Raw genomic sequence first — 26317 nt, forward strand, 5'->3', positions numbered from 1 at the left:
ATCACTCTGCCTGGACTAAGCGTTGTTGAATAAATTGCACTGTAGCGGCTGACAGCCCGCCTGCGGTTAAAGCCTGCTGATATGCCTGTTTAGCCTGCTGTTTTTGGCCTTGTTGATCAAGTACCAACGCCTGCCCCAACCAGCCACGGCCAAAACCTGGTTGTAAACTGGTGAGCTGCTGCCATGCCAACAAAGCTTGCTGCAGTTTTTGTTGTTGCTGCAACACATTGGCTTTGAGCTGCAACACTTCCAGAGTTTCAAAACCCGGACTTATCTGCAGCAGCGCTTGTTCGGCTTGTGGCCAGTTTTTCAGCTGACTGGCTAACCGGCCTTGTTGTAATAACAACAAATCTGAGCCCAGATCCAGCTGCTGGCAAAGTTGTAACAGCTGCTGCAAAGCCTGCCACTGCTGCAACTGGCGATAACTTTCTGAAAGCCACTCATAACCCTGTACATCATCCGGTGCCAGCTGAATATACTGCTGCGCCTTTTGTTGTAAGTCCTGATAATGGCCATTGCCAAGTGCTGCTGTCGCCTGTGCTTTCAGGCGTTGCAGCTGCGTTGTAATATCAAAAGCCACCTGTTCCACCTGCATAGATGAAGGCCCGGACTGCTGCGCCGCTGTGCTTTCGTCTGCAAATTCAGCCGGTTGTGCTGACGGATAACTGTTGCTGCCTGCTGTTGTTTCTGCTTGCCAGACTGTTGCTGAGGCTGTTGCGTTTATTTGTGTTGTAGCTGCTGTGGTGTTTTCTGCAGTTGTGAGGCTGACCTGCTCAGGAGCTGGCTGCTGCGGCTCAACTGCCGCCGTATTGTCCGGGTCCGTCTGATATTGCTGTTGCGCCAAAGGCTGCGGCGCCACTGCTGTGGTCGTTTCTGCAGTCCCCTGAGTGCTTGTTGCAGTCTGAGGGCCCGTTACACTCCGGGGATCCGCTGCATTCTGAGTGTTCGTTACACTCTGGGTTGTGACCGGCAGCACTACAGCTTCTGGTTTTGCAGCTTGCGGCGCCGTGGTCTGAGTTGTCTGGGTGGGTGCTGTGGTTGCTACAGCAGCAATTGCCGGTTCTGTGTTGGCGCTGCTGAACAAGGCCGGCAAGCTGATTGGGGCTTTGATACCAAACCAGAGCCCAACAGCGGCTAACGCCAACCCAATCAACAAAAATTTCCGGCTGTTACCAGGTGCAGGGCGCGGGAAACTGGGCCTTTGGCTGACAACAGCAGGACCTTTTTTACCCTGTTGTTTATCAAGGTCTTTTAACATCTGATTGATGACACTCACCACCAGCCTCCGGGCAACCAATACCATAATGCTGCCAACACTGCAGAACCTAACACCCCGGACCAGGGCCACCAGCGCACAACAGCCTGTACATCATCGGTGTCACGTGCTGCCTGTACTATCTGATAATAACCCAGCCGTTGTGTTGCTTTACCAAAACCCAACATCAAAGCTTTATGCGCCAGAATATTAATCAGCCTTGGTATGCCCCTGCTGTAAAAATGCAACAACCACAAAGCTGGCTGACTAAAAATGGGGGTAGTAACACCAGCCAGCTGCAAACGGGCACGCACATAACAAGCCACCTGGGCGCGGTTTAACACCGACAAATCATAAGAAAAGCTGATGCGCTGGCGCAGCTGACGGAACTGATACAAAGCCAGCCGCTGATTCAGCTCCGGCTGACCAAACAGCACCACTTGCAATAACTTGCGTTGTTCGGTTTCGAGATTTGTCAGCAGCCGCAAAGTTTCTAAAGTTTCATCCGGCAAAGCCTGAGCTTCGTCAATTAATAACACCACTTGTTTTTGTTGTTGCGCCAACAGCAGCAACTGGCGTTGCAACAATTGCCCCAGCTGCTGAGGGTCAATATTGCCGGAATGTTTTAACCCCAGTTCCAGCGCCAGAGCCCAACGCAGTTCAAGCGGCGACAAATGAGGATCAGGCAGATAAGCCAAAGCAAAATGCTCCGGCGCTTCATGTAATAACTTGCGGCACAACAGAGTTTTGCCTGTACCTACTTCGCCTGTGACTTTAATAAAACCTTCACCTTGCGCCAATGCCACTGTCAGCACCGCCATGGCTTGTTGGTGGATAGGCAAATCCACATAAAAAGCCGTGTTAGGCGTCAGGCCAAAAGGTGCCTCTGACATGCCGTAATGCGCAAGGTACATCATCAAAAATTACCGCTGCTCTGCCCAGTCCTGCACCTGACTACCGGACTGCTGAATTTGTTGTTGCCAGACGCCAGCCTGCACCACTGTTGGTTTCAGCAAAATCACCAGCTCTTTTTTCTTTTCGGTTTTGCTCATGGATTTAAATAAAGAACCAACCACAGGTATCGACATCAAACCCGGCACGCCACTTTCAGTGTCGGTGATCACTGTTTGCATCAAACCGCCAATCACCACAATTTCACCATTGCTGGCTTTGATAATAGTGTCCGACTCGCGGATGTTACTTTGCGCCAGCGGCAACACTATTTTGTCGTCGCTCAGCTGCACTGTTTTGGTTTGTTCAGCGGTTTCAGTGACCGAAGGATGCACATGCAAAATCACCTGGCCGTTCTGGTCAATTTGTGGGGTAACGTCCAGCGCGATGCCGGAGAAAAACGGCTGCAAAATCACCGTAGGTGTGGTGTTTTGCACGCCATTGGCGGCAGTTGTGGTATTACTGGAAATTTCAGTGACAAAATATTCGTCCTGACCCACTTTAATCACTGCTTTTTGGTTGTTAATGGCGGTAACACGCGGGCTTGATAACACCTGCGCATCACCCTGGGTTTCCAGCAGGCTAATCACACCACTAAAATCGGCATTCTGAAACGAAATGCTGGTGAGACCGCCAATAGCAGTGTTAATAGGGTTACCAAAGTTACCGGCGGCATTGTTAATGCGGATGCTGGTGGAATCAATATTGGTCAACGCATTTTGCCAGTTGATACCTTGTTGATAATCATCACTTAAGGTCACTTCAATAATTTTGGCTTCCAGAATCACCTGACGCTGCAGATGTTGTTCCGACTGGGTTAAAAAAGCCCGTACTGCGGCAATTTCGTCCGGCATGCCCCTGACTGTCACTAAACCGGCCTGAGGTGACACCACAACTGTACGTTGTTCACCGCCGCCTAAAATACCGGTGACTGCTTTTTCCAGATCTTTCCAGAAATCAGTTTTGCTGCCGCTTTGAATCATGCTGCCGTTAAATTGCTGCTGATTATTCTGTTGGCCGTTGTTCTGATCATTGTTTTGATTATTCTGGTTGTTCTGGCCGTTTTGATTATTGCGGTTATTGCCATTTCTGTTGCTCTGACTGTCCTGTGACACACCACCTGAATTCACCGCAATAGACGACATACCCATGCGTTGCATCAGCAGATAATTCACCGCTATGGTTTCTGTACGTAGCCCGGCCGGATACACCTGCCAGACATTGCCTTGCTGGCGGATATCAAAACCGTACATCTGCTGCACCACCTGCATCACTTCAGGCAAAGTGACCTGTTTTAGCTGCAGACTGATTTGGCCTTGCACCGCGGGGTGCACCACTATGCTTTGTTCGGTGTCGGCCACCAGAGACGCAAAAAAGTCGGGCATAGCCACATTCAGCGCCGACACATTAATACGTGGCAACAACAAATTGGCGGCCACCGGCGGCGCCATAGGTGTCATCAGTTCATCTGTCACTGCTGAGGGTACCTGCAAAGGAGGAGTTTTGGCAGGTTGTTGTAATTTGGTCAGTTCTGCACTGGTATTGCTGGCCGCTTTTGGCGCTTCAAAACTCTGACAGGCGCTGACTAACACCAGGCTGGCTAATAAACTTAGTTGTGTTCGCATAGGGTTCACTACTTTGTTGTTCTGTTAAATAAATTCAGCTGCAGACGTTTGTCGCCCTGCTGCAATATGACCTGGCTGGCGCTGATACTCTGCACCTGATAAGCCCCGACTTTGTCACCTGTTTTCACCAGCACACCGTCAATCAAGGCCTGAAAACTGCGGCCCTGGCTGCGGATCAGGCTGAGTTTTGGCAAAGCTTGTGGTGCAACAGCAGCAGTGGCTTCAGTTTGCAGCTCTGCTTCAGGTGCGGTCGGGTCGGCAAAAGCCATGCTGCTGCATAACAGCAAGCAAAACGTCAGATTAAATCTGTAAATAGCTGTCATGTTCACTTACCGTTTCAAGTTCAAGCTGTAATTCAGCTTTGGGAAACTGACTGACTTTGTAGTTCAGTTGCGCCCAGTGCAGCTGCCAGGGCAATTGCTCCAGATGACCCAACAACTGCTGCAATGCAGCATAAGTGCCCTGAAACACCAGTTTGGTGCCATGGCGGTATAACAGTGGCTTCTCGCTGGCAAGTCCGGGCAAAGTCACAGCTTTGGCTGGCAGGTTTTCCATGGCCAACAAGCTGACACCAGGCTGGCTGGCCAACACATCCTGCAGCAACTGCACCATTTGACTGGCGCTGATATAACGGCCCGTCATACTGCGGATTTGTTGCAATAACTGAGTTTCCCTGGCTGTCAGGGCATTAATGTTCAGTTGCAGTTGTTCATCCGGATCCTGTTTCAAAGCCTGCTGCACTTCATCTATCTGTTGTTGCAACACCACTAACTGCTTTGTAGTACGCTGATTTTGTTGTTCAAGCTTTTGTGTTTCAGCCCACAACGGCTGCACCAGATACAACAAACCACACCAGAGCAATAAAATAATCACAGCGCCGCTTATCAGATAACGTTCACGTAACTGAAACTGTAAAAACCGCTCTTCCCACTGCTGCATCAGACTCATGGCTGACCTCCGCTGCTGCCGTTATTTTTTAGTTCCTGTGCAGCTTCTGCCGCGGGAGACAAAGCGGCCGGGGCAGCCGGCACTGCGGCTGGCACTGCGGCCGGTGTTTGGAGCAAACCGCTGAGGTTTTCTGCAGCTTTGCTGCTGGCCAACACCGAAAACTGCCGGTAACGCCCTTCGGCCAGCGGTTGCAGTTTCACCAGGCTAAACTCTAGTCCCTGCAAACCAGGTGCTTTGCCCAGCGCTTGTAACCAAACCGGCAATAAAACACCATCACTGGTTATGCCATCAAATTGTTCTATGGTGCCAAGCGAAAAACCGGTCAGCCACAGTCCTTTGGGATCTATGTTGTGCAGATGCTGCATCACCCCGGCATATTGCGGCGGGGCTTTATTACTTTCCTGCTGCAGATAACTGAGCAATTGTTGCTTTTGCGTAATGCTTTGTTGCAACAGATCAGACTGTTGCTGCAACTGCATTGAAGGTTGACGTGCCGCCAGTGCCTGCTGATACAGTTCCAGCTCTTTTAATTTGTTTTTTTGTTGTTGTAACACCAATTGCTGCTGTTGTTCAGCGGCCGACAATTGCTGGTACACAACGCCGCTGCTGGCCAACAATAACAGCAGCACCAAAGCTGTGGCGCGACGCAGCTGCGGCAAAGTCATTTTGTCGTGACGCGGCTGCAACACAGCCTGATATAAATTAACCCTGAGCTTCATTGGCCTGCTCCCCGGCTTGTAACAATTCGACAGCCCCCGCCATGGTTAACCAATAATCCTGTTGTTCGGCCTGACTAAAGCCTGGCATCCAGTGGCTCAGGTCAAGGGCCCTGACCTGCACAAAACCATTGTCAGCAAAATAACGCACTATGGCGGGTAATTCCGGTGTGGCTATCTGGAACAAAATTTCTTTTACCGGCGCCTGTCGTAGCTGGCCTTCGAAATAGTCCAAAGAACGCTGCACTTCAAGCAATAAGTTATCCAACATGCCCTGGCGCAGCTCTGCCATTTCATATTGGTCGATACGGGTAAAACCACGCAGTTTACGGGAAAAATACAACATGCCCTGCTTCACAATTTGCAGGCTTAGTTCCTGACCTGGCTGATGCACCAGCAGCATCACGGCGCTGCTTTGTACCGGCACTAAATTGCGCGGCAACCACTCTTCAGGCTGAATATTCTTCAGGCGGATGTTTTTTCGTTGTAAAGCACGACATAACTCCAGCAGGCTGCTTTTAGAACTGACCACAACGTTAATGCGGGCGCCCTGAGCGCTGGTGTGTTCGGGTAAATCCAGATAATCCAGCAACATATCTTCTACCGGCACTGACGTCAGCTCACGCACCAGCCAGGGCAGCGCCTGTAACATTTCTTCCTGTTTTACTGCAGGTTTATCCAGTTGCACCAGCTGATAGCGGTCGCTACTCAGCACCAGACAGAGATCGGTGCTGGCTGGCAACTCAGCACACAGCTGCAACAGCATGTCCTGCACTGAACCGTGGTCGCCAGGCAACAGAGTTTCCACTTTAATCACCTTTAACCCTGTGCTTTGTAACAACACCAGTTTCAGATAATCACTATGTAAATAGACGGCCGCAAGATGCGCCGCTGGTTTTGCAAGGGATTGACCCCAATTGATCATGCCGGCTAACTTTTCAAACATTATTCAGCCCTGAGACTATGTATAATCTGCTGCTTGTGGTTCCCCGGGGTGCTGAAATGTCCGATCCGTTTTATCAGCTGCAGTGGCAGCTCCTTGTTGACAACCAACTGGCGGCGCGGCAAGTCCAGCTTTGGATTGCCACACTGCGTTGTCGGGTGCCTGACATCGCCGGGAATAAATGGTTAAAACTAAAGTATCACATCCAGCAAATACAACAACATAACAAAACCGGAATTCTCAGTTTTGGTGGTGCCTTTTCTAATCATCTGTTGGCTTTGGCAGCGGCAGGGCACTATTTTGGTTTTGCAACTGTTGGTGTTGTGCGCAGCCATCAACCGGATCTGCACAATCCAACCTTACAACGTTGCCGTGAACTGGGCATGCAGCTGCTGTTTGTAAGCCCTGAGCAATACCGGCAAAAACAGCAGGAAGAGTTTCTGACTGAACTGAGCCGGCAGTATCCGGATTATCTGCTGGTGCCTGAAGGCGGCAGCAGCCCTTTGGCTTTGCCCGGCCTTGCCGAACTGCAGCTGCAACAAACTCCGGCGGGCCCGGCCAGCCTGATGGCAATGGCCTGCGCCAGTGGCGGCACTCTGGCCGGTGTGGCGACAGCACATCCCGGTACTTCTGTGCTGGGGATTTCGGTGGTCAAAGATAAATCGCTGCCGGACAGAGTGCGGCAGTTATTGCCCGCTAAAGCCAGCAATAACTGGCAACTGCGTCATGAACAGAGCGGGCGTCCTTATGGCAAATTTAATCAGGATACTTTGCAGTTTTGCCTGCAACTGGCCCGGCAGCAACAAATTTATACTGAACCTGTCTACAGCGGCAAAGCACTGCAAAGTTTAATGTTATGGGCGCAACAGGGTGACTTTGCCGCTGGTAGCAATATTGCGTTTTTTCATACCGGCGGTTTACAGGGGCTGTCCGGTTTACATCATCGTGCTTTGATCACAGAAGCTCAGCTGCAGCTGTTAAAACCGCTATAAGCCACAAATAACAATGCCGGCGTCGGGCCGGCATTGTTATTTTAGTGTTATATCAGCATTTTAGTGGGGCTGGTCTTGCGGAATAATACGGGCAAGTGGCTGACTGAAATAATAACCCTGAGCACCACTGACACCGAGTTTTTGCAGTACCTGCCATTCTTTTAAGGTTTCGACACCAGTGGCAATGACCCGCACACCCTTATTGGTATGGCAGCTGATTAAACCCCGCACAAACAGCTGCTGTTCCAGCTGCTGATCCAGATGCCGCACCACGGAAGGATGCAGTTTAATGGCTTCCACCTGTAAATCGTCCAGATAAGGACAAGGATCTATTGATAAACCCACATGGTCGATGATCAAAGCAAAACCCTGCTGCTGTAGCTGGCTTAACACAGGTTTTAATTTGCGGTAATTTTTTTGCAGATGGTATTCGTCCACTTCAAAAGCAAACTGCCGGGCATTCACCTGCCCCTGCGCTAACATCTCACTCAGCCATAACCGCCATTCGTTACTGAGCAAAGTTTCCACCGCCAGATTGACACTACACCTGTTGGCACCAAAATTTTCCAGCTGACAGAGTTTTGCCGCTTTAAGTAACACATATTGGTCAATGGCCTGGGTTAAACCACAATTGGCCGCCATCGGCAAAAATACCGCCGCATTCAGTTTATCGCCTTCACTGCTTTGCAACCGTACCAGCACTTCATGCTGAATCACGTCATGTTGTTCCCAGGAAAACACCGGCTGAAAAGTTAAAATCAACCTTTGTTCTTTTAAAGCGTTGGTCAGTTCAGTGCGCCACCAAACCGAACCTTTAATTTTTGGTTTATGGCTTGGGTAAAAACCATAAGCGGCATTAGGCCCTTGTAACTGCGCTGTTTTTAACGCCATATCGGCTTCGGCCATCAACTGATAACTGCCCTGCCCTTGTTGGTAAATGACATAACCTATATGCAAAACATCAAAATCCAGATAATCGGCAAAATAACTGGAGCGGCTTAAGATGGACGCCATACGGTCACCCATAATTTCGGCATCTTTTTGTGCCAGACCCGGCAACAATACCGCCAGATCATTATCGGCAATACGCGCCAGCACTGTTTGTGGCATATGGGCAGACAATTGGGTTAACAACTCAGCACAACCGGCCAGCCGCTGCACCTGTAGCGGAACTTCCAGATACATTTCCGGATGACTGACCTGAATTAAAAATAACGCGCCTGAAGCTGGCTCTTGTGGGTCATTCAGATAATGTTGCAGTTTACTTTCAAAATAAATGCGGTTACCGATAGCCAGATCGTGATCGATCAGGCCCTGCACCCGCACCAAATGACGGATTTCCTGTTCACGCCGCACCTGAGCTTGTTGATTTTGTTGTAATAAAGTCAGTTTGGCACTCAAGCTGTCGCTTTGCGACAAGGGCAGATGCGCCTGCTGCATTAACGCATCCAGTTGGGTTGTTAAAGTGGCCATCTCCTGCAGCTGCTGTTTGCTGCGTTCAAGTTGCCCCAATAACAACCAGAGCGGCAGTACCAGCATCAGGTCAAAAAGCAGATAAGCCAAAAGACCAAAACCAGTTTCAGCTTGTTGTGTCTGACTCACCAGCAGCAAAGCCAGATCGGCCAGCACCAATAACAGCAACAACCAGCCCCAGCGTCCATACCGTTGCCACAAAAATCCCATCTTGCTCACAATCACCTCCATTTTATTATTTCAGTGTTGTTGCAGCAGCGAACTTTGTCGAGCGCAGCGCAAAATTATATCTGTGATGCGCTGAGTTGTTGTTTGGCATTGATTTTACGCAAATAAGTCTGCAAATCCTGTTTCACTTCCGGCAATAACAAATACAAAGCCAGAATATTCGGCACCGCCATCAGGAAAATCATCGAGTCGATAAAATCGAACACAGCCAATACGTTAGGTACTGCCCCCATGGCAACAACGGCACAAATCAGCACCTTATAACTGCGGATACTGTATTTGTGTTCACCAAACAAATAGCCCCAGCCTTTTTGGCCATAATAAGCCCAGCTCACCACAGTGGAGTAACCAAAAAGCAACAAAGCTACCATCAGCACCAGCGGGAACCAATCAAACACCGAAGCAAAAGCCGAAGAAGTCAGTTGCACACCATCCAGCCCGGTTTGCAGATAAGCGCCGGTTAAAATAATCACCAAAGCGGAAATAGTACAAATCACCACAGTGTCGATAAAAGGCTCTAACAAACCAACAAAACCTTCAGAAACAGGGTCATTGGTGCGGGCGGCCGCATGGGCAATAGGAGATGAACCAATACCGGCTTCATTGGAATAGGCAGCCCGGCGAAAGCCCTGAATAAGCACGCCAATCACCCCACCATAAGCAGCTTCAGGGGCAAAAGCACCTTTAAGGATGGTCCAGAGTGCTGCCGGAATGTCCTGCCAGTGCAGGCCAATAATCACCAGCGCTGCCGCCAGATAAATACCACACATCAGCGGCACCAGTTTGCTGGTCACCCGGCCTATACTTTTAATGCCACCGACAATCACCAGCGCCACCAAAGCAGCATAAATAAAACCAAAGAGCCAGGCATTATCAAAACCCGTCACTGTTTTTACCTGCACAAAACCCTGATTGACATGCACAAAACCGGCTGAGCCGAACACACAGGCCACCGCAAAAAAACCGGCCAGAAATTTGCCCAGTCTGGGTAAGTTGTATTTTTCCAAAGCCGCTTTGATGTAATACATAGGACCACCGGCCACTGTGCCGTCCGGCAAAATCTGCCGGTATTTTACCGCCAGTGTACATTCAACAAATTTGGTGGTCATGCCGAGAAAACCTGCCACTATCATCCAGAAAGTCGCGCCTGGTCCACCCAGGGTGATAGCCACAGCCACACCGGCAATATTGCCGGTGCCCACAGTGCCGGATAAAGCCGCTGACAAAGCCTGAAACTGGCTAATTTCGCCTTTGTCGTTTTTGTCGGCAAAATCCCCCCGCACTACCCTCAACGCATGGCGAAAACCACGGATATTGATAAACCCAAGGTAAAAAGTGAAAACAATGGCACCACACATCAGCCACAACACTGTGACCGGAATAGCAACACCCTGCACATTAAATGAATAAAACACCACACTGGCAAGCGCGGTACTCAGCTGCTCAAAAGCTTGCTGAAAGCTGAATTCGCTGGACATCTGGAAATCTCTGGCTGTAAAAAACAGCACCTTACCACAGTTTTACCAAGCCTTGCCCAGGGTACACAAAGTTCATCATTCAGTTAACCTGACACCGGTTTAACAAAGCCTGACAGTCATGGCATTAAACTCCGCCTAAGTGATGTTTCAGTTGTGGCTTGTTGCCTTTTAATTGGATAGCTAATCAGTCATGTTCAGCATAAAACCATGCACACAGCGCTGTCTGCAGTGCTCTATCTGTGTGTTGTTTTTTCAACTGGCATTGATGGTTTCAAAAAAAGCGCCTTAAGCACAACCTGTTGCCCCACAACGATATGGCCTTCGCTTGCATATTTTTGCGCACCTTCGTCATCCGCCTGATGCCTTTCTTCAGTGGCTCACCGGATCAGGCTTTGCTGGTATAACTTTTGCCGGCATATAGTTTATCCATCGAACTTTACCCAAAATAATCTTGATGGGCAGGCTTCGATAATTGCATTTATTTTTCTGATTGAATTCTCTCAGAGCATCACCGCTCATTTATTCCCACATGACATAAATATGCCATTGAATAACCGACCTGCAGTTATCTGTACTGTAGTACCTCATCTTCTCTGGTTATGGCACCTGTTCTATTTTACAGGTTTAAACATCAGCCGCTCTGGTTATGCTGATATTGCATTTTATAATTGCAATAGTACACAACCAACTTAATGAAGGTGATTTATGAGCGAAGACAATAAAGTGTTGTTAGATGAAAATGGCAATGTAACGTTAAATGATGAGTTCCTGGAAGAAATTTCCGGCGGAAGCAATCCAGAAGAAGTAGATGAAGAGTGTTTATTTAACTGCTCTAACTCTAACTGCGGCTGTAAAGAAAAGTAATAATTATTAATTCTCAGCAAGTTAACTTCAAAATTAACTTGCTGAGAAAATTCTGGTGATAATTATGATTAAAAAAATATTCATATTATTTTTTCTGACGCTATATTCAGCTGAAATGAGTGCTGAAGAGAGATATATTGAAGGAAAGCACTACATAGCCACCGAAACTGGAGTAAATTCAGATTCAATAGAAGAGGTGTTTTCATACTTCTGCGTTCATTGTTTCCGTTTTCAATCAGTATTAACTCGGCTACAAGGGCGGCTATCAGATCGTGTAGTTATTGAGAAAACTTACATTAGCCATGTATCCAGTGAAGCCGCACCAATCAATAGCTATCTTGCAAAGATTCGTTTACTTGCCATAAAAGACAATAGTGTTGATCAACTTGATGAAGTTGTTTTTAACGCCTTTCATGTTGACAAAAAAGATTTATCTTCAGAAGAATCTTTAAATAAACTATTAATTGATTCTGGCTTGAACTCATTAGTTTCGGAAGCTGCGTTACAGGAAAAAGAAATTTCTGATTTATTTCTTAAATTAAAAGAAAGAAACTTAAATCTCGTTGGCAATAAAACCATCGTGTCTCTTCCTACATTAATTGTTAAAGGAAAATATAGAGTTAACCTTTCGTCTTTAGACTCTAAAAATCTGGACGATGATCTTTACGGCTTGATTAATCATCTGATGAATAAGTAACAACTGAGGTTTGAAATGAGCATGGTTCAAGGTTTTGATAGAAAAGATGTCATGTATTCTTTAAGGAATGATATTTTTAACTTGATTCTTTTCCCTACCGAAGAATGTAATTTTCGGTGCGTTTACTGTTACGAAGACTTTGAAGTTGGGAATATGCCGAGGTGGTTAGTTGACGCCATAAAGCAGTTATTAACACACAAAGTGCAAAAACTAAAATGTCTTAGCCTGTCTTGGTTTGGTGGCGAGCCGTTGGTCGCAAAACAGATTCTTTTTGAGATAGCTGAGCACGCTTATGAATTATGTCAGCAATACGATTGCAAAATGATTGGTGACGTTACCACCAATGGTTTTCTGCTCGACACCGGCACACTCGCCCGTCTGGTTTCACTGAATCAAACCCGCTTTCAGATTTCTATTGACGGTGATGAGGAAGTACATAATCAGACCAGGATTACAAAAAATGGCCGGGGTAGTTTTACCCGTATCTGGCAACGATTAATGGATGCAGCGGCAACCGATTTAGAGTTCCACATTATATTACGCATTCATGTAACCGATCTGAATCAAGAAGCAATAGAGCGTTTTCTAAAACTCTATGAGCAACACCTGGCAAGTGATCCACGTTTTTCATTATTTTTTAAAGCAATCTCGAACCTTGGTGGTGATCAGAACAAAGTGCAGCAGTTAATAAGTAAAAAAAGTGCTGCCAACTTTGTGACTGAATTAAATGCCCGCTATTACGGTGATACCAGCGATAAACCAAATTATATTTGCTACGCATCCAAACCCAACTCTTTGGCTGTCCGGGCAGATGGAAGCCTGAACAAATGCACTGTTGCTTTAAAAGATGATATTAATAAAGTGGGCAGAATCAATGAAGACGGCACTTTAAGTCTTCAACATCAAAAAATTGGCAGCTGGATTAGTGGCTTTGACACACTTGATAAATGGCGTCTGGGTTGTCCTTTAAGTTACTTGAATGCCCATCCCGAAAAGAAAAATGTGACAGTCGGAGAGATCAATGTCATTCAGGTGGCGTAATTGGTCAATTTGTATCAGCCGCAGTATGCTCTTTATTGCCGGAGTAACTGGTGGTCTGGTTTTCGCCGGGACTTCAGCATATAAACCAGAACAGCAGGCTCAGTACAGCTACCAGCAGTTGATGAAAAATGTCGGTCCAGGGTTAATGCGGTTATCACCCGACCAAAAATGGCTGGTTCTGGCAAGTAAAAATGATTACCCCTCCATCCATGCAAAAGGTAGTGAAGCGCGTGTTGAACTTTTGGGACGTGAATTTGATAGTGATCGTCCGCTGGAGTCTGGCAGTCTATCGGCTGACAAACTCACATTTATTCAGTTAAACACCGGGCAAAGTACAGAGCTGTCGTTGCCGGATCGCAAGATCCATGATGTGTTTTGGGCGCCTGACTCCAAAAGCTTCGCAATCATTGGCGTGAGTGCAAAAGCTTTGGATGTCTGGCGTTTTCACGTTTCTGCGCAGCAACCGGAATTCTGGTCTGAAGTTGCCGTTTCAGGGCAGTTAGACTCGCCTGCGCTTGTCTGGTTGCCAGATAGTCAAAGTGTGGTGATCCGCCACAGTGCCATGCAGCCGGTTGATGCCTCAACAATGCACGCTGCCACAATGCAAGTTACCAAAAAGCAGTCCGTTCAGACCAGGGTTTATCGTCATACACTTGATTCCGAATTCGCACGCTTGAGTTTTGCCGGTTTGCTGCGCCAACAAGCGGTGCTGTTGCGTCAGAATGGTGAAAAACATCCGTTAACGGCAGCGCTGTTATTAGAGTCGATCAGTGTTTCACCTGATGGGCGCTATTTGCTGGTACAGCATTTCGCTGATGAAGTACAACCGGGAGTCATGTTGAACCGCCTGGCGCGCGAGTATCAGATTGTCGAAATTGCCAGCGGAAAAGTAAGGGCGTTATTGCCAAAGCTCCAGACTGATCAACAACGAGCCAGAGAGGCTGACGCAGCTGCACGAGGTTCACGTTTGGTGCAGTGGCGGCCTGATGTGCCCGCTACTTTAATTTGGGCACAGAGTATAGAGCCACGCGGACATAAGGTGGAAGCTCAGTATCGGGATGCAGTCATGTCCTTAGCGGCACCGTTTACCGAATTACCCAAAGAACTCTTCAAATCGCAATGGCGTTTGCATCAATTGTATCTGTCCGGGTATGGACGACTCATTTACACAGATTTTCACGCCGGGTTAAAACAACTGAGACACTGGAGCCTGCTGCTTAATACAATTCATCAGGCTCCGACACTGTTAACACAATACGACTATACAAATCAGGCAGAGTTTCCCGGCGAGTTGGTGACCCAGGCCCTTCCCGATGGACGAAGTCAGTTAGTGAGTAAAAAATCCCAGGAGGTTTATTTCCTCGCAAAAGGACTGCATCGTTGGGGAGATGGCGCTTATCTTATCCGGCAAGGGATAGATCCCAAGGATCAGGTCAGCATATTTAAACCCGAGCATCAGCAACAAAGCCAGACGCCGGTTTATCTGCGTATACAAGATGATAGCGAATGGTTAATCGTCTCAACAGAGTCAGCTCAACGCGCTCCGTCCTTATGGCTCAACAAAAAAAATGCAGCAAACCAGCTGATTTATGATTGGCACTCCGACGCTGTTGCGGCGACGCCAAAGCCTGTTCTACTCGAATTTCAGCGTAATGACGGCGTGCAGTTGTATAGTCAGTTATACCTGCCACAGCACAATGGCAATGACCTGTTACCTGCAGTCATTTGGCTTTATCCACGCGAATATCGTCATCATCAGCAACAACCTAAACCATCACAGCAAGAAACATTTGTTCCAATTGACCCACTGGGTCCTCTGGTTGCACTTTATGATGGTTTTGCTGTTGTTGATGCCAGTAATGCACCGATCATCCATCAGGATGGGCAAGAGCCGAATGACACCTTTATGCAGCAACAGCAGCAAAATATCTCGGCGTTAATTACCGCGTTAAAAAATACTGGCCGTATTGATACCAGCCGCCTGGTATTGATGGGCCACTCTTACGGTGCATTCAGTGCGTTAAGTTTGTTGACCGAGCGCACGGATTTTCGCTGCGCCATAGCACGCAGTGGCGCTTACAATCGAACGTTGACGCCGCTGGGTTTTCAAGGCGAAAAACGTACTTTATGGCAGGCGCCTGATTTATATCAACGCCTGTCTCCATTCTTTTATGCCGATAAAATTAAAACACCGGTGTTACTGATCCATGGCATGGCGGATGAAAATCCAGGCACTTCGCCTTTGCAATCTGAAATGATGTTTCAGGCACTTCAGGCAAATCAGCTGCATGCAAAACTATTGTTATTAAGCAAAGAACGCCATGTGTATCGTTATCGGGAAACCATCGAGCAGATGCTGATGGAGCAATCAACCTGGTTAAGGGAGTGTGCCCAAATCAATTAACCACGACTGTACTGTTGTGGAAACAAACTCTTCAGATAGCCCGGTTTTATCGCTTGCCCTGTCGTAATTGACAGGTAATAATGCCATTAAATTTTTGTGGCATTTTTGGTGTATGTCTAAAGTTATCTTGGGTGATTTTATTCTCGATACCAGCAGTAACTTGCTGTTTTCGGGGGATATTGAATTAGGAGCTGAACCCAAGGTACTAGAGCTGCTGGCGTATTTGTATAGCCACCGGGATCGCTACAGCAGCCTGCAGGAATTGCATGATCAAGTTTGGCCTGGTCGTGTCGTCAGCGATACCGCGGTGAGAGGAACTATTAAAAAGCTTCGCACGCTGCTGGGTGATAGTGATATCGCCGAACCGAAATACATCAAATCTCTGTCGAAACGCGGTTACAAACTGATTTGTGACGTTGCTGATTTTCCCATTGCAGCAGCAGAAAGTATTGCCCCCCCCGGAACTGATGTCGACCTTCTGCATGTGTCGGGGGGTTACACTGCAGCGCCTGAGCAGCCAGAAATTCATCTCCATAGACCCGTTCGGCTGTTCGCTTTGGTTCTGCTGTTGTTTGTGAGTGCAGCCATGCTCTGGTTGGTATTGTTGTGGCAACAACAAACCCCTTTGTTTGAAGAGTCGCCATTGTCAGGCCAATTGATCCCCATGCCGGCCGGAGAAAAGCGCGGCCTGACGGTATCTCCGGATGGTTCTCATCTGGCCTTTATCGGCCGGCAAAACCAGAGTGAACCCTGGCAAATTTATGTCATGAACCGGCGGACCCGTGACATCCGTATTCTGCCAGTGGCTAGCCAGCAACCTTCGATGCTGGTGTTTGATGATGATCAATCACTGCTTGTTGTTGATCAGCGCGTGGGTGATTCCTCCATCTATCATTTGCAATTGGACAAAAGCATGCAGCTGGTGCGGGAACAGACTGTGGCAAATTTTCCCATTATTTCTCATTTGAGCCCCGGTACGAACAAAGGCGACTGGTTAATTAATGCCGCTGACAAAGTGCAAGGCACTCTGAAGTTATATCAGTGGCAGACAGGGTCAAAAGAATTAAAGCTGTTGCAAGCGCGAAGTAGTGCAATAGAGCATATATATCAATCCGTTTACTCACCTTCGGGGCAGTGGCTCGCCAATGCTGTACTGGTCAATGGCGTTGAGTTCAGGTTGGAAATTCAGGACGTTCAGTCAAAGCGTATCCGTTACTCCGGGAACACTGTGGGCCGGATCGGCAAATTAGACTGGTTCGGTGAAGAATCACTGCTGGCTCTGGATAAGCGCGGATTGGTGTTGGTTGAATTCGGCTTAAATAATCAACGGCTGCTCATGGAACATGGCGAAGGAAAAATCGCTGATTTTTCTATTACCGCAGTGAAGCAGCAACTATTGCTGCTACAAAATGAATACCTGTCAGAACCGGTATTTCGCGAGTTATTCCTTACTCCTGAAGTCGCCTTGAAGCGATTGGTGAATGTTCCACCGGGTGTAAGGATGATCAATTATGCAGACGGCGAACAGGGATATTTTGGCGTAGTACAAACACAAAATAACCGGATGTTAGTGAAATTCGACCACACCGGTATTCGCAAAGAGGTCTTGTATAGCACTGATCAACAGTTTGAATTGTTGGACCATCATCCAAAACAAAATGCATTGCTGTTGCATGTAGGGCAGCAACTATTGGTTCTTAATCTGAAAAATAATTCACTTGAGCTGATTTCGTCCTCACAGAGTTATCTGGATAACCACGCGACGTTTTCGCTGGATGGCAACAAAGTTTATTTTGGTCAGTTAATTGCCGGGCAGTGGGAACTGCATCAATTTGAACGAGCGACAAAAAGTAGCCGCCCCTTGGTCAAAGGATACCGCTCTGTACGGGAAACCGCAGTTGGGTTTGTCGGCGCTATGGATCAGGGGGGCTTATATCTGCTGGATCAGCAATTCCGTCAAATCAAACCTCTTGGCTACAGTATCAACACCGATTTTATCAGCCGTTGGTATGTGAAGGGGCAACAGTTGATCTGGAGTGATTTTGATCTGGCATCAACCTGGTTAAACCAGTTGGATTTAATAAGTGGCGAGTTAAAGAAAACCAATTTTCTATTTGAAAAAATGTGGCCTCGATTTGCGATCAATGAAGATGGCAACCAGATACTGGTTTATAGCCTGGGGTCACGTACCACAAATCTGCATGAAGTTGATTTATCTGTGTTCATTACTAAAAAGTAACAAATTAACCACAGTAAATTGAGCCCTTCGTTATTTTCTCAGCTCCTGTTTGGGGTCAATATTTTCCCGACACATAAAGGAGCATTACCATGAAAAAAATCTTACTTGCGATATTCGTCCTCTTATCTGCAGCATTTGCAGTTGAAGTAGATTCAGACAGAGAACCATCCGACAAAGAACCAGAAACTCCATTTTCTATTTGTCAGGTTCTTAGCACTTGTGACATCGAAGATTAAATACGGGAGGCCGTATGACTCTCTTTGAGCAAACAGTGGCCGAATTGAACCAGATGACAACACTGCCCCAGCTGGAAGCTTATGTCGTTCAGTTCACTGAATTGTCTCATATAGAATGGTGCTGCTTTGTTGTACATAGCAGCAGCACTGTCTTTATGGGCACAGCGCCTGAGCATGTTAAACAACACCTTACTCCGGCAGCATTAAAACAGCTAAACCTGCATTGTTGTAAACCGTCCTGGTCTGACTCCGGTGAATTGATCAAAGCGACTTTACCACAGGCCAGCTTGCTGGTTCCTGTGGTGACGTCACGTCCGGATTATGGATGTCTCATTTTGGGGTTTTCACCATCAATCATTGAACCAAAACTCGCTGAAAAGCTCGGCTGGTTTTGGCAAGTGATCGCTATGTATCTGTATGACACTTATCGACGCCTGAGCGGTAGCAACAATGTGCGCGACTCTCAGTTAACCCCGCGTGAAATAGAGTGTATTTACTGGGCTGCGCAAGGCAAAACGTCCTGGGAAATTAGCCGGATTCTCACTATCACCGAGCGTACAGTTAACTTTCATCTTAGCAACAGTATGCAAAAAACGGGTAGCACCAACAGACAACAACTCATTCATAACTGCATGAATATACTGTGATTTTCGATGGTTATTAATTAGTTATAAAAAAAGCATAGCCTGATGATTGTCGTATCAGGCGCTTCGTAACACCCTTTAGCACAACCCAATGATTAAGTATCGAGGTGCATCATGAATGACTTTTTATGTCCGGACCAACCGTTAGCGGCAAATACAACTCTGGAAGGTTTTATCGAAGTTACAGCCCTGGATGAGCTGGACAAAATTGTCGGTGGTTTTCTCAATCCTGACGAGATTTACATCCAACTGGAAGACGATGCGGTCACAGCACCACAGCGTTAACCAGACTTCGCATACTGACGTATTTGACAGGGTGACAGAGGATTAGACGTCGCTGATTATAAACACCTTATTTTTCGAATAGGACAGTCTGAGATGTCATATCTGAAGCTCTTTCGTAAAGAAGCGCTACGCCAGCAATACAAATCACAGGAGTTTGGAGATTCGGTGATTCAGCAGCCGTTATTGTTGGATAAAGCGCTGCTGGTCATGATCATTGCCGTTTGTTTTATGTTGTTTCTGGCGGTTATTTACCCCTTTGTCAGTACAGAACGATTCAACCTTGCAGCGCATGAATCCAACTATTTTCCCATCGTATCGCCAGTGCCTATTGTGGTGGAGCGGCATTTACATCCGGATGGCAGCCGTATCAACCGCGAGCAGGTCATTACTCAGGTCCGTTCATTTGATGTGGCCAGTCGCGTTGAGCAAACTGATCTCATCAGCAGCAACGAAACAGGCGTTTATTTTTCCATGCTTAATGCAGGAACAACAGCGCAGGCTTTTCAAGCCTTCGCCAAAATTCTGCGAATGAATAACGAACACTTATTTTTCTTTACCTTATCTGGGGCAAAGTCCGAGCAATTAAAACCGGGGCAGCTGGTAAAACTGAAAGCTGGTCATCATCAGGCAAAAGGCAAGGTGCACTCGGTCGTTGGACCATTTCAACAAGGCATCATGAACATCGGTATTCAGTTAGAGCCTGCTTATGATGTTGCGGTATTGCACCCCTCAGCGGCAGTTCGATTGGAGTTGAGCGTAAAGCGCAACAACTTTTTTGCTTTGCTTCGTGAGGGCAGTAAATGAACATTTCTGACTACATTCAATTCAGTAGCAAACAACTGCCTGTTTATCTGCAAAGCGAAATCGCAGAATGCGGCATTACCTGTATTGCGATGGTCGCTTGTTATCACGGTTTTAAAACCAATATGCTGGCGATGCGACAGAAGTACCCTACTGGTTTGCATGGCGTGACAGTAAAACAAATAGTGCAGATTTCTGATGAATTAGGCTTGTCTGCCCGTGTGCTTAAACTAGATTTAGGCCAACTGGCGAAGGTGAAAAAACCAGCCATTTTGCACTGGAATTTTAACCACTTCGTCACCCTGGCAAAAGTCACCAGCCGAGGTATTACTATTCATGATCCGGCCAAAGGGCGTCTGAATCTGGACTGGAATCAGGTCTCAGAATCCTTCACCGGCATTGTGATCGAGCTGGTCCCCTCAGGCAACTTCGAGCGCAAAGATGAACGTATCCGGGTACCGCTGCGTCAGTTTATCGGTAAAGTTGACGGATTATGGTCGTCTTTAACTAAGATTTTTATCATAGCGCTGCTGCTGCAGGGGCTGTTTCTTGTTTCACCCTATTACATCCGGGTGGTGATTGATCAGGGGATCAGCTCTGGCCAGGCCAGTCTGCTATGGTCGGTATTTATCGGCTTTTCATTGGTACTGGTGCTATCGGTCATGGCACAGATAATCCGCTCTGCCGCCATCATGTATCTGGATAAAAATCTGAGCTTTCAGATAAAAGCCAACATTCAGCGGCATCTGCTGCATTTGCCTTTGAGTTTTTTTGAAAGTCGGCATGTTGGCGATATCAAATCCAGATTTGAAGCTTTTAATGAAGTACAACGTCTGATTAGCCGTGGATTTATTACTGCAGTAGTCGATGGCTTGTTAAGTGTGTCGACGTTAATGATTATGTTTCATTACAACAAGGAGTTAGCACTTGTTTCTGTTGGCTTTTTGCTGACTCTGTATATCATTCGTTTTTTCCTGACTAACAAAGAAAATAGCCATTTAGAACAGCAATTAAGCAAACACGCCCGGGAAAATAGTCATTTTATTGAAACGATTCGGGCAATCATGCCAATAAAAAGTTTTGCTAAAGAAAACAGCCGCTTATCCAGTTGGATGAATTTTTATGCCGACACTTTAAACGCCAGTATCCAGCGGGAAAAAATTACCATTGCCAGTGATGTGACACAGAATGCTCTAGGCAGGATCGAGTATCTGGTCATAGTGCTGATTGGGGCGCAGTTTATTATTGACGGTGCCTTGAGCCTGGGCATGTTTTTGGCTTATCTCGCCTATCGGCAACAATTTGCGGATAGCGCACAATCCTTGATTGACAATATTTTCCGCTTTCGTATTGCCGGCACTTACCTGCGGCGGATGTCCGATATTGTCATGCAAGAACCTGAACAAGATCAGGGCAGAATGACTGTGCAAACCGGGCAAGTGGCAGGCGCATTAGAAGTGCGGAATTTGCACTTTAGATACAGTGACAGTACGCCATGGCTGTATCAGGGGCTGAGTTTTAGCATCAAGGCCGGAGAGTCGGTGGCTATTGTGGGCCGTTCCGGTTTAGGCAAGTCTTCATTACTGAAAATTATGACAGGGTTAATACAACCACAACAAGGTGATTTGTTGCTGGATGGTATGCCACTCAAGACCTTAGGCTTTCGCCAATTTCGGCGCTTCAGCGCTACCGTGATGCAGAATGATCAACTATTAAATGGCTCGCTACTTGAAAACATTACATTTTTCGAGCCATCACCAAATCTGGAATTGGTAAAGGAGGCGCTGAAAGGTGCCGCTATTTGGGATGAAATCCAGGCAATGCCAATGGGTTTATACACCCAGGTAGGCGATCTGGGGAGTGCGTTGTCCGGCGGGCAAAAGCAACGAATTTTGCTGGCGCGGGCCTTTTACACTCAGCCGAAGATACTGTTTTTGGATGAAGCCACCAGTCACCTGGACAGCTTAAGCGAACAACGCGTGAATCAATACCTGAAGCAAAAAAACATGACCAGGATCAGTGTTGCCCACCGCAAAGAAACGATTGAGGCTGCAGATCGGGTGATTGATTTAGCCGGGTTAACGGCGGCAGCGCCCATTGCGCAAAGTGCTTGAAAATAGGAAATTGCAACCATGAAAAATAAAGTTAGCACTCTGGTGTATAGCACAGTTGGCGGGCTGTCGGTCCTGTTACTGGTCAGCGGCTGGAGTATAGGCTTTGCCGGAGGTTTACATTACGTCAGTGAAGCCAGTGTCAGTGTGGCCACAGTGCAAAGCGGCGACTTTGTCCAAAGAGTGACCGGTTATGGCAGTTTGCAATCGCGCAACCAAAGGCTGCTGACGGCCAGCAATGTGGCTACAGTGGATGAAATAAAATTGCGGCCAGGCGCCGTTGTTGAGCCCGACACTATCCTGCTGACACTGAAGAACCCTGCACTTGAAGTTGCTGCACAACAAGCATTGGCGAACCTGCACAATAAACGCAGTAACAGCCGTCGGTTGGTGCTGGAGCAACAACGCGAAATTTTAGAGCAAAGCTCACACCTCGCTGAATTAAAATCAGACTCAGAATTGGCGGCTTTGCAGGTCGAAGCCGAAGCTCCGCTTGCCGCGGCCGGCATTATCTCAGGAATGGAGGCCAAGCGTAGCCGTGCCAAAGCAATACAGTTGGCGGAACGTTATCAGTTGGAAAAACAAAAACTGGCCACGCTGGAGCAAGTGCATCAGCAACACCTGTTGATCCAGCAGGAAGATATTCAGCAAGCCGAAACCGAACTGAACAACGCCACTTCCCAGTTACAACAATTGGTGGTTCGTGCCGGTATGAAGGGTGTGTTGCAACGTTTACCGGTTAACCTGGGCCAAAGTGTGAATGTTGGCGATGAGCTGGCTTTAGTTGGCAGCCTGTCGCCGTTAGTGGCCGAGGTGAAAGTGCCACAAATGCAAGTGCGATTGTTGCAGTCAGGTGCCAGCGCCGAAGTGGATACACGCCACGGCATTGTGACAGGGCAAGTGGTGCGTATTGACCCTGTCGTGACTGATGGTGCAGTGCAAGTCGATATTCTGTTACCTGAGCAATTAAGCAGTGATATCCGCCCGATGCAAATGGTCGATGCGCGGATCCATGGTCAAAGCCGGGGTCAGGTGAGCTTTGTCGACCGTCCAGCCGGCGTGGCTGAAGATGCGCTGGTAGAGCTGTTTAAACTGGATGCGAATCAGATTGCCAGCCGCGTACCGGTGCAATTTGGTAAGGCCTCTGGTCAACAAATTGAAATAGTGTCAGGTCTGGTGCCTGGCGATCGTATTGTTGTCAGCGACTTGCAGTTTGATAGCAGTGTGTCACAACTCAAACTGACTCAATAAGGAACAGGTCATGAAAACCGATGTACTCAAAGTAAAACAACTTAAAAAAGTCTTTCAGTCTGGTGACCAGCCACAAGTGGTGCTGGATGGCGTCAGTTTCAGTGTGCAGGAAGGTGAATATGTCGCCATCTGTGGTCCTTCCGGCTGCGGTAAATCGACGTTATTAAACATTTTAGGCTTGTTGGACACTGCGGATAGTGGAGAATATTTTATTGACGGTTTGCTGGTGTCCGACATGAATGCCGAGCAACGTGCACAGATGCGCAGCCGGCGAATAGGTTTTGTATTTCAGGCGTTTAATCTGATTGATGAATATACAGTGCTCGACAATGTCGCCTTACCCCTGAAATACCGTGGTGACAGCGTGAAGCAACGTCAGGCCAGGGCGTTGGAATGTCTGGAGAAAGTAGGTCTGGCCGATCGGGCCGCCTTGTTCCCCAACCAGCTATCCGGTGGTCAGCAGCAACGTATTTCCATAGCGCGGGCATTAGCGGCAGATTCCGGCATTATGCTGGTGGATGAACCGACCGGTAACCTGGATTCAAAAAATGGTGATGCGGTGATGGCGTTGCTGGCTGAACTACATGCCCAGGGTACCACTATTATTCTGGTCACCCACGACCCTCGTTATGCCACTATGGCGCACCGGCAAATAAATCTGCTTGATGGCAAGGTCGTTAACGCTGTCGCTCCGCATCTTGAGGTACAGGAGCAGGTGGCATGAATTGGCAAATGATCTGGCGTCAATTTCATCAGGCACGGCAATACTACGTCACTGTTGTACTCAGCCTGGTGTTTACGCTGACGCTGCTGTTCAGTGTGCTCAGCCTGGTTAATATTACTTTTTTTGCCCCCCTCCCCTATAAAAATGATCGGGAGCTGTATTTTATTGGCGGTGAACTCAATTACCAGGGGGCTATACATCAAGCCAGTAACTTACAAACCTTGTTTGATTTTCAACAAAAAAGCCAACTTATTGAACAGATGGCCATTTATTTTAATTTTCAAACAGAATATAAGCTGCTGGATTTGCCGGCGCGACCAAAAGTACCTGTGCTGTTCGGTGCCCACGATATTTTTGCAGTGATGGGTGTTGAGCCTTTGTTAGGCCGGTTATTTAACGAGCAGGAGCAGGCTGGCAACAAACAACCGTCAGTGGTGTTAAGTCAGGCAGTCTGGGAGCAACATTATCAGAGCAGACAGGATATTATTGGCCACAGTATTCAACTGAATCAACGCCAGTTTACCGTAATTGGGGTGTTAAAAAAGCCGCTGGAGCTACCCGACTTTCAAGACGCACACCAGGCGATCTGGTTGCCACTGGATATGGATGAATACGTTGATATCCGTGGTTTTGATGGTTACTCCGCAGGTTTTTACGCCTTAGGCCGCTTAAAACCGGGAGTCACGCAACAGGAAGTCAGCGCTGAAGCCTACCAAATTCTGAAACAAGCCTCGGCGCAGCGCCATCCCGATTTACAGCACATGTTTGAGTATTATGGCAAGGTCGTGCCGCTACATCAGCAGATCCGCGGCGATTCGGGCCGGTTGGTACTGATGTTGCTGGCTGGAGTCTCACTGCTCACCCTAATTGCGTTGGTGAATTTATCAAGTATGCAGTTGGCACGAGCGGTCAAACGCTTGCAACCACTGGCGGTGTGTTATGCCTTTGGCGCCAGCAAAAAACAAATGTTTTTTCAAGTGTTTCAACACAATGTGATGCTGTTGTTTGGCGCCGGTTTACTGGCGTTGACGCTGACCTGGCTGGGATTCAGCACTATTGCACAGGTTGCCTCTGCTCAGTTGCCACGCATGAGTGCGCTGCGTATCGATGGTTTGATGCTGTTGCTCACGCTGGTTGTGTTGCTGGCGATAGCGACGCTATTTAGCTGGATTGAGTTGAGTGGTGTAAGGGAACAACAGCTGATGTCGGGTTTGCAAAGCAGCGGTAAAGGTGCCGGCAAACAATTACGACAGGGGGTTGCGCATAGTTTGATTGGGGTGCAGTTATTTTTATCCTTGTTGGTGCTGTTGGCAACAGCTCATGTGTTTGTGATTGCATGGACCGAAGCAAACCGCTCTACGGGTATCAATAGTACGGATCTCTGGTCGCTGACTGTCAACTACGCCGATTTGGAAAGTCGCGAGCAGCGGCAGAATAACCACAAGGCCATTTTACAAAGTCTGGCCGATATACCTCAGGTCCGCGCCGTTACAGCTGTGTCGGAACCAAGAGCTCCCAGAGTCCGGAAGCAGGATGCAATTAATAATGCCCAGGGTGAGGTCATCTCGACGGCACGACAGATCGGCACATTGCCAGGTTATTTTCAGTTTTACGGCCTGGAAGTCAGCGGGCAGGATTTTCAACCTGAACAAGTTGGTTTGGAGCATTATCCGGTCATCGTCAACCAGCGTTTGGCCGATCGTATTGCTCGTTTGAGTGGTAAAGCTGCCACAGGACAAAGCATTGCGCTGAATGGTGACAGTACCCAGCGTCAGATCATCGGGGTCGTCGGCAATACCAACTTCCCGGGAGATCCAGGTTTTGAAGTGGATGAGGTTTTTTATCCAGCGGATAACAGCGGCAGCAATGACTATAGCTATCTGCTGAAACTGAGCCCAGATGCAGTGTTGCAGGATAGCTTGATTGCAGAACTGCTACAGCAACAAGATCCGCGGCTTGGGTTATTAGAGCTCACCAGAGTAGAGACTGCTTTTGCGCGTTTTTCGTTGGCACACCGGCTCGCCGCTGCGTTATCGGCCACATTGGCGTTGATGAGTTTATTAACAGTATTAGCCGGTATTGCCGGGATAGTGAGCTACCTGGTGCAGGCGCGTCGTTATCAACTTGGGGTAGAAATGGCGATGGGTGCCAGCCTGAGGCAATTGCTGCACGCTAACCTCGTTCAATTGGCACAACCAATAGGCGCAGCATTACTGCTGGGTTTTTGTTGTTTTTTCTTTCTTGCCGGAATTAGCCGCACCATGCCGCAGTTGATGTTTCTGGCAAATTGGGGATTGGTGTGCGGCTTGTCGGCATTATTAGCAGTGGCCGCATTGTTGTGCAGTTTTATTCCGTTACGCCGGGTATTACTGACCGATCCCATTAAAGCATTACGTAATGAGTAATAGTTG

The 26317-nt window shown here is 47.7% G+C and carries 23 protein-coding genes; 14 read left to right on the top strand and 9 right to left on the bottom strand.

Features of this window, described 5'->3' with window-relative positions; all coding sequences use genetic code 11:
* Position 1 precedes the first annotated feature (1 nt).
* Genes RCH83_RS07495 through RCH83_RS07525 form a run of 7 tightly spaced genes read right to left on the bottom strand, consistent with a single transcriptional unit; the run spans position 2 to position 6441 of the window.
* Positions 2 to 1276, bottom strand: coding sequence for a hypothetical protein (locus tag RCH83_RS07495; protein WP_306520594.1), 1275 nt, complete (start codon positions 1274 to 1276; stop codon positions 2 to 4).
* Positions 1273 to 2172 (bottom strand): ExeA family protein, encoded by a 900-nt coding sequence (locus tag RCH83_RS07500; protein WP_306520596.1) that lies wholly within the window; start codon positions 2170 to 2172, stop codon positions 1273 to 1275. The genes RCH83_RS07495 and RCH83_RS07500 overlap by 4 nt, the downstream gene beginning before the upstream one ends.
* Positions 2173 to 2178: 6 nt before the next feature.
* Positions 2179 to 3831 carry a pilus (MSHA type) biogenesis protein MshL gene (mshL, locus tag RCH83_RS07505; RefSeq protein ID WP_306520598.1) on the bottom strand — a complete coding sequence of 551 codons (1653 nt, stop codon included), beginning with the start codon at positions 3829 to 3831 and terminating at the stop codon, positions 2179 to 2181.
* An 8-nt stretch (positions 3832 to 3839) separates the two neighbouring features.
* Positions 3840 to 4154: a hypothetical protein gene (locus tag RCH83_RS07510; protein WP_306520600.1), complete on the bottom strand. Its 315-nt coding sequence runs from the start codon at positions 4152 to 4154 to the stop codon at positions 3840 to 3842.
* The gene (gene gspM, locus RCH83_RS07515; protein WP_306520602.1) at positions 4132 to 4779 is read right to left on the bottom strand and encodes a type II secretion system protein GspM; all 648 of its coding nucleotides are present in this window, start codon (positions 4777 to 4779) and stop codon (positions 4132 to 4134) included. Before gspM ends, RCH83_RS07510 begins: the two co-directional genes overlap by 23 nt.
* Positions 4776 to 5498 carry a hypothetical protein gene (locus tag RCH83_RS07520; protein WP_306520604.1) on the bottom strand — a complete coding sequence of 241 codons (723 nt, stop codon included), beginning with the start codon at positions 5496 to 5498 and terminating at the stop codon, positions 4776 to 4778. The genes gspM and RCH83_RS07520 overlap by 4 nt, the downstream gene beginning before the upstream one ends.
* A complete protein-coding gene (locus RCH83_RS07525) occupies positions 5482 to 6441 on the bottom strand; it encodes a hypothetical protein (RefSeq protein ID WP_306520606.1) in 960 nt (319 codons plus the stop codon). The genes RCH83_RS07520 and RCH83_RS07525 overlap by 17 nt, the downstream gene beginning before the upstream one ends.
* A gap of 56 nt (positions 6442 to 6497) precedes the next feature.
* Here RCH83_RS07525 and RCH83_RS07530 point away from each other — a divergent pair, with 56 nt between their 5' ends.
* Positions 6498 to 7430 carry a 1-aminocyclopropane-1-carboxylate deaminase/D-cysteine desulfhydrase gene (locus RCH83_RS07530; protein ID WP_306520608.1) on the top strand — a complete coding sequence of 311 codons (933 nt, stop codon included), beginning with the start codon at positions 6498 to 6500 and terminating at the stop codon, positions 7428 to 7430.
* A 60-nt stretch (positions 7431 to 7490) separates the two neighbouring features.
* Here the strand turns inward: RCH83_RS07530 and RCH83_RS07535 are convergent, their stop codons facing one another.
* Both RCH83_RS07535 and RCH83_RS07540 read right to left on the bottom strand, forming a co-directional pair.
* Positions 7491 to 9113 (bottom strand): EAL domain-containing protein, encoded by a 1623-nt coding sequence (locus RCH83_RS07535; protein ID WP_306520678.1) that lies wholly within the window; start codon positions 9111 to 9113, stop codon positions 7491 to 7493.
* A 74-nt stretch (positions 9114 to 9187) separates the two neighbouring features.
* The gene (locus RCH83_RS07540) at positions 9188 to 10609 is read right to left on the bottom strand and encodes a sodium:alanine symporter family protein (RefSeq protein ID WP_306520610.1); all 1422 of its coding nucleotides are present in this window, start codon (positions 10607 to 10609) and stop codon (positions 9188 to 9190) included.
* A 705-nt stretch (positions 10610 to 11314) separates the two neighbouring features.
* Between RCH83_RS07540 and RCH83_RS07545 the strand changes: the two genes are divergently transcribed.
* From RCH83_RS07545 to RCH83_RS07605, 13 genes are all read left to right on the top strand, one after another.
* The gene (locus RCH83_RS07545) at positions 11315 to 11473 is read left to right on the top strand and encodes a hypothetical protein (protein WP_306520612.1); all 159 of its coding nucleotides are present in this window, start codon (positions 11315 to 11317) and stop codon (positions 11471 to 11473) included.
* Positions 11474 to 11537: 64 nt separating this feature from the next.
* Positions 11538 to 12170 (top strand): hypothetical protein, encoded by a 633-nt coding sequence (locus RCH83_RS07550; protein WP_306520614.1) that lies wholly within the window; start codon positions 11538 to 11540, stop codon positions 12168 to 12170.
* A 15-nt stretch (positions 12171 to 12185) separates the two neighbouring features.
* Positions 12186 to 13211: a radical SAM protein gene (locus RCH83_RS07555; protein WP_306520616.1), complete on the top strand. Its 1026-nt coding sequence runs from the start codon at positions 12186 to 12188 to the stop codon at positions 13209 to 13211.
* A 25-nt stretch (positions 13212 to 13236) separates the two neighbouring features.
* Positions 13237 to 15615, top strand: a complete 2379-nt coding sequence (locus tag RCH83_RS07560; protein ID WP_306520619.1) for a S9 family peptidase — start codon at positions 13237 to 13239, stop codon at positions 15613 to 15615.
* Between the two features lie 112 nt (positions 15616 to 15727).
* Positions 15728 to 17854, top strand: a complete 2127-nt coding sequence (locus RCH83_RS07565) for a winged helix-turn-helix domain-containing protein (protein WP_306520621.1) — start codon at positions 15728 to 15730, stop codon at positions 17852 to 17854.
* An 89-nt stretch (positions 17855 to 17943) separates the two neighbouring features.
* On the top strand, positions 17944 to 18090 hold the full coding sequence (locus RCH83_RS07570; RefSeq protein ID WP_306520623.1) for a hypothetical protein: 147 nt from the start codon (positions 17944 to 17946) through the stop codon (positions 18088 to 18090).
* A gap of 155 nt (positions 18091 to 18245) precedes the next feature.
* Positions 18246 to 18737: a helix-turn-helix transcriptional regulator gene (locus RCH83_RS07575; protein ID WP_306520625.1), complete on the top strand. Its 492-nt coding sequence runs from the start codon at positions 18246 to 18248 to the stop codon at positions 18735 to 18737.
* Between the two features lie 111 nt (positions 18738 to 18848).
* Positions 18849 to 19019 carry a hypothetical protein gene (locus RCH83_RS07580; RefSeq protein ID WP_306520627.1) on the top strand — a complete coding sequence of 57 codons (171 nt, stop codon included), beginning with the start codon at positions 18849 to 18851 and terminating at the stop codon, positions 19017 to 19019.
* A gap of 186 nt (positions 19020 to 19205) precedes the next feature.
* On the top strand, positions 19206 to 19823 hold the full coding sequence (locus RCH83_RS07585) for a hypothetical protein (protein WP_306520629.1): 618 nt from the start codon (positions 19206 to 19208) through the stop codon (positions 19821 to 19823).
* A complete protein-coding gene (locus RCH83_RS07590; protein ID WP_306520631.1) occupies positions 19820 to 21934 on the top strand; it encodes a peptidase domain-containing ABC transporter in 2115 nt (704 codons plus the stop codon). The genes RCH83_RS07585 and RCH83_RS07590 overlap by 4 nt, the downstream gene beginning before the upstream one ends.
* An 18-nt stretch (positions 21935 to 21952) precedes the next feature.
* Complete coding sequence (locus tag RCH83_RS07595; RefSeq protein ID WP_306520632.1) at positions 21953 to 23182, top strand: efflux RND transporter periplasmic adaptor subunit; 1230 nt, start codon at positions 21953 to 21955, stop codon at positions 23180 to 23182.
* A 10-nt stretch (positions 23183 to 23192) separates the two neighbouring features.
* Positions 23193 to 23906 carry an ABC transporter ATP-binding protein gene (locus RCH83_RS07600; protein ID WP_306520634.1) on the top strand — a complete coding sequence of 238 codons (714 nt, stop codon included), beginning with the start codon at positions 23193 to 23195 and terminating at the stop codon, positions 23904 to 23906.
* Entirely contained in the window at positions 23903 to 26311 is a 2409-nt protein-coding gene (locus RCH83_RS07605; RefSeq protein WP_306520636.1) for an ABC transporter permease, read from the top strand. Before RCH83_RS07600 ends, RCH83_RS07605 begins: the two co-directional genes overlap by 4 nt.
* Positions 26312 to 26317: the final 6 nt, after the last annotated feature.

The organism is Rheinheimera sp. (assembly GCF_030824435.1).
GTDB lineage: Bacteria > Pseudomonadota > Gammaproteobacteria > Enterobacterales > Alteromonadaceae > Pararheinheimera.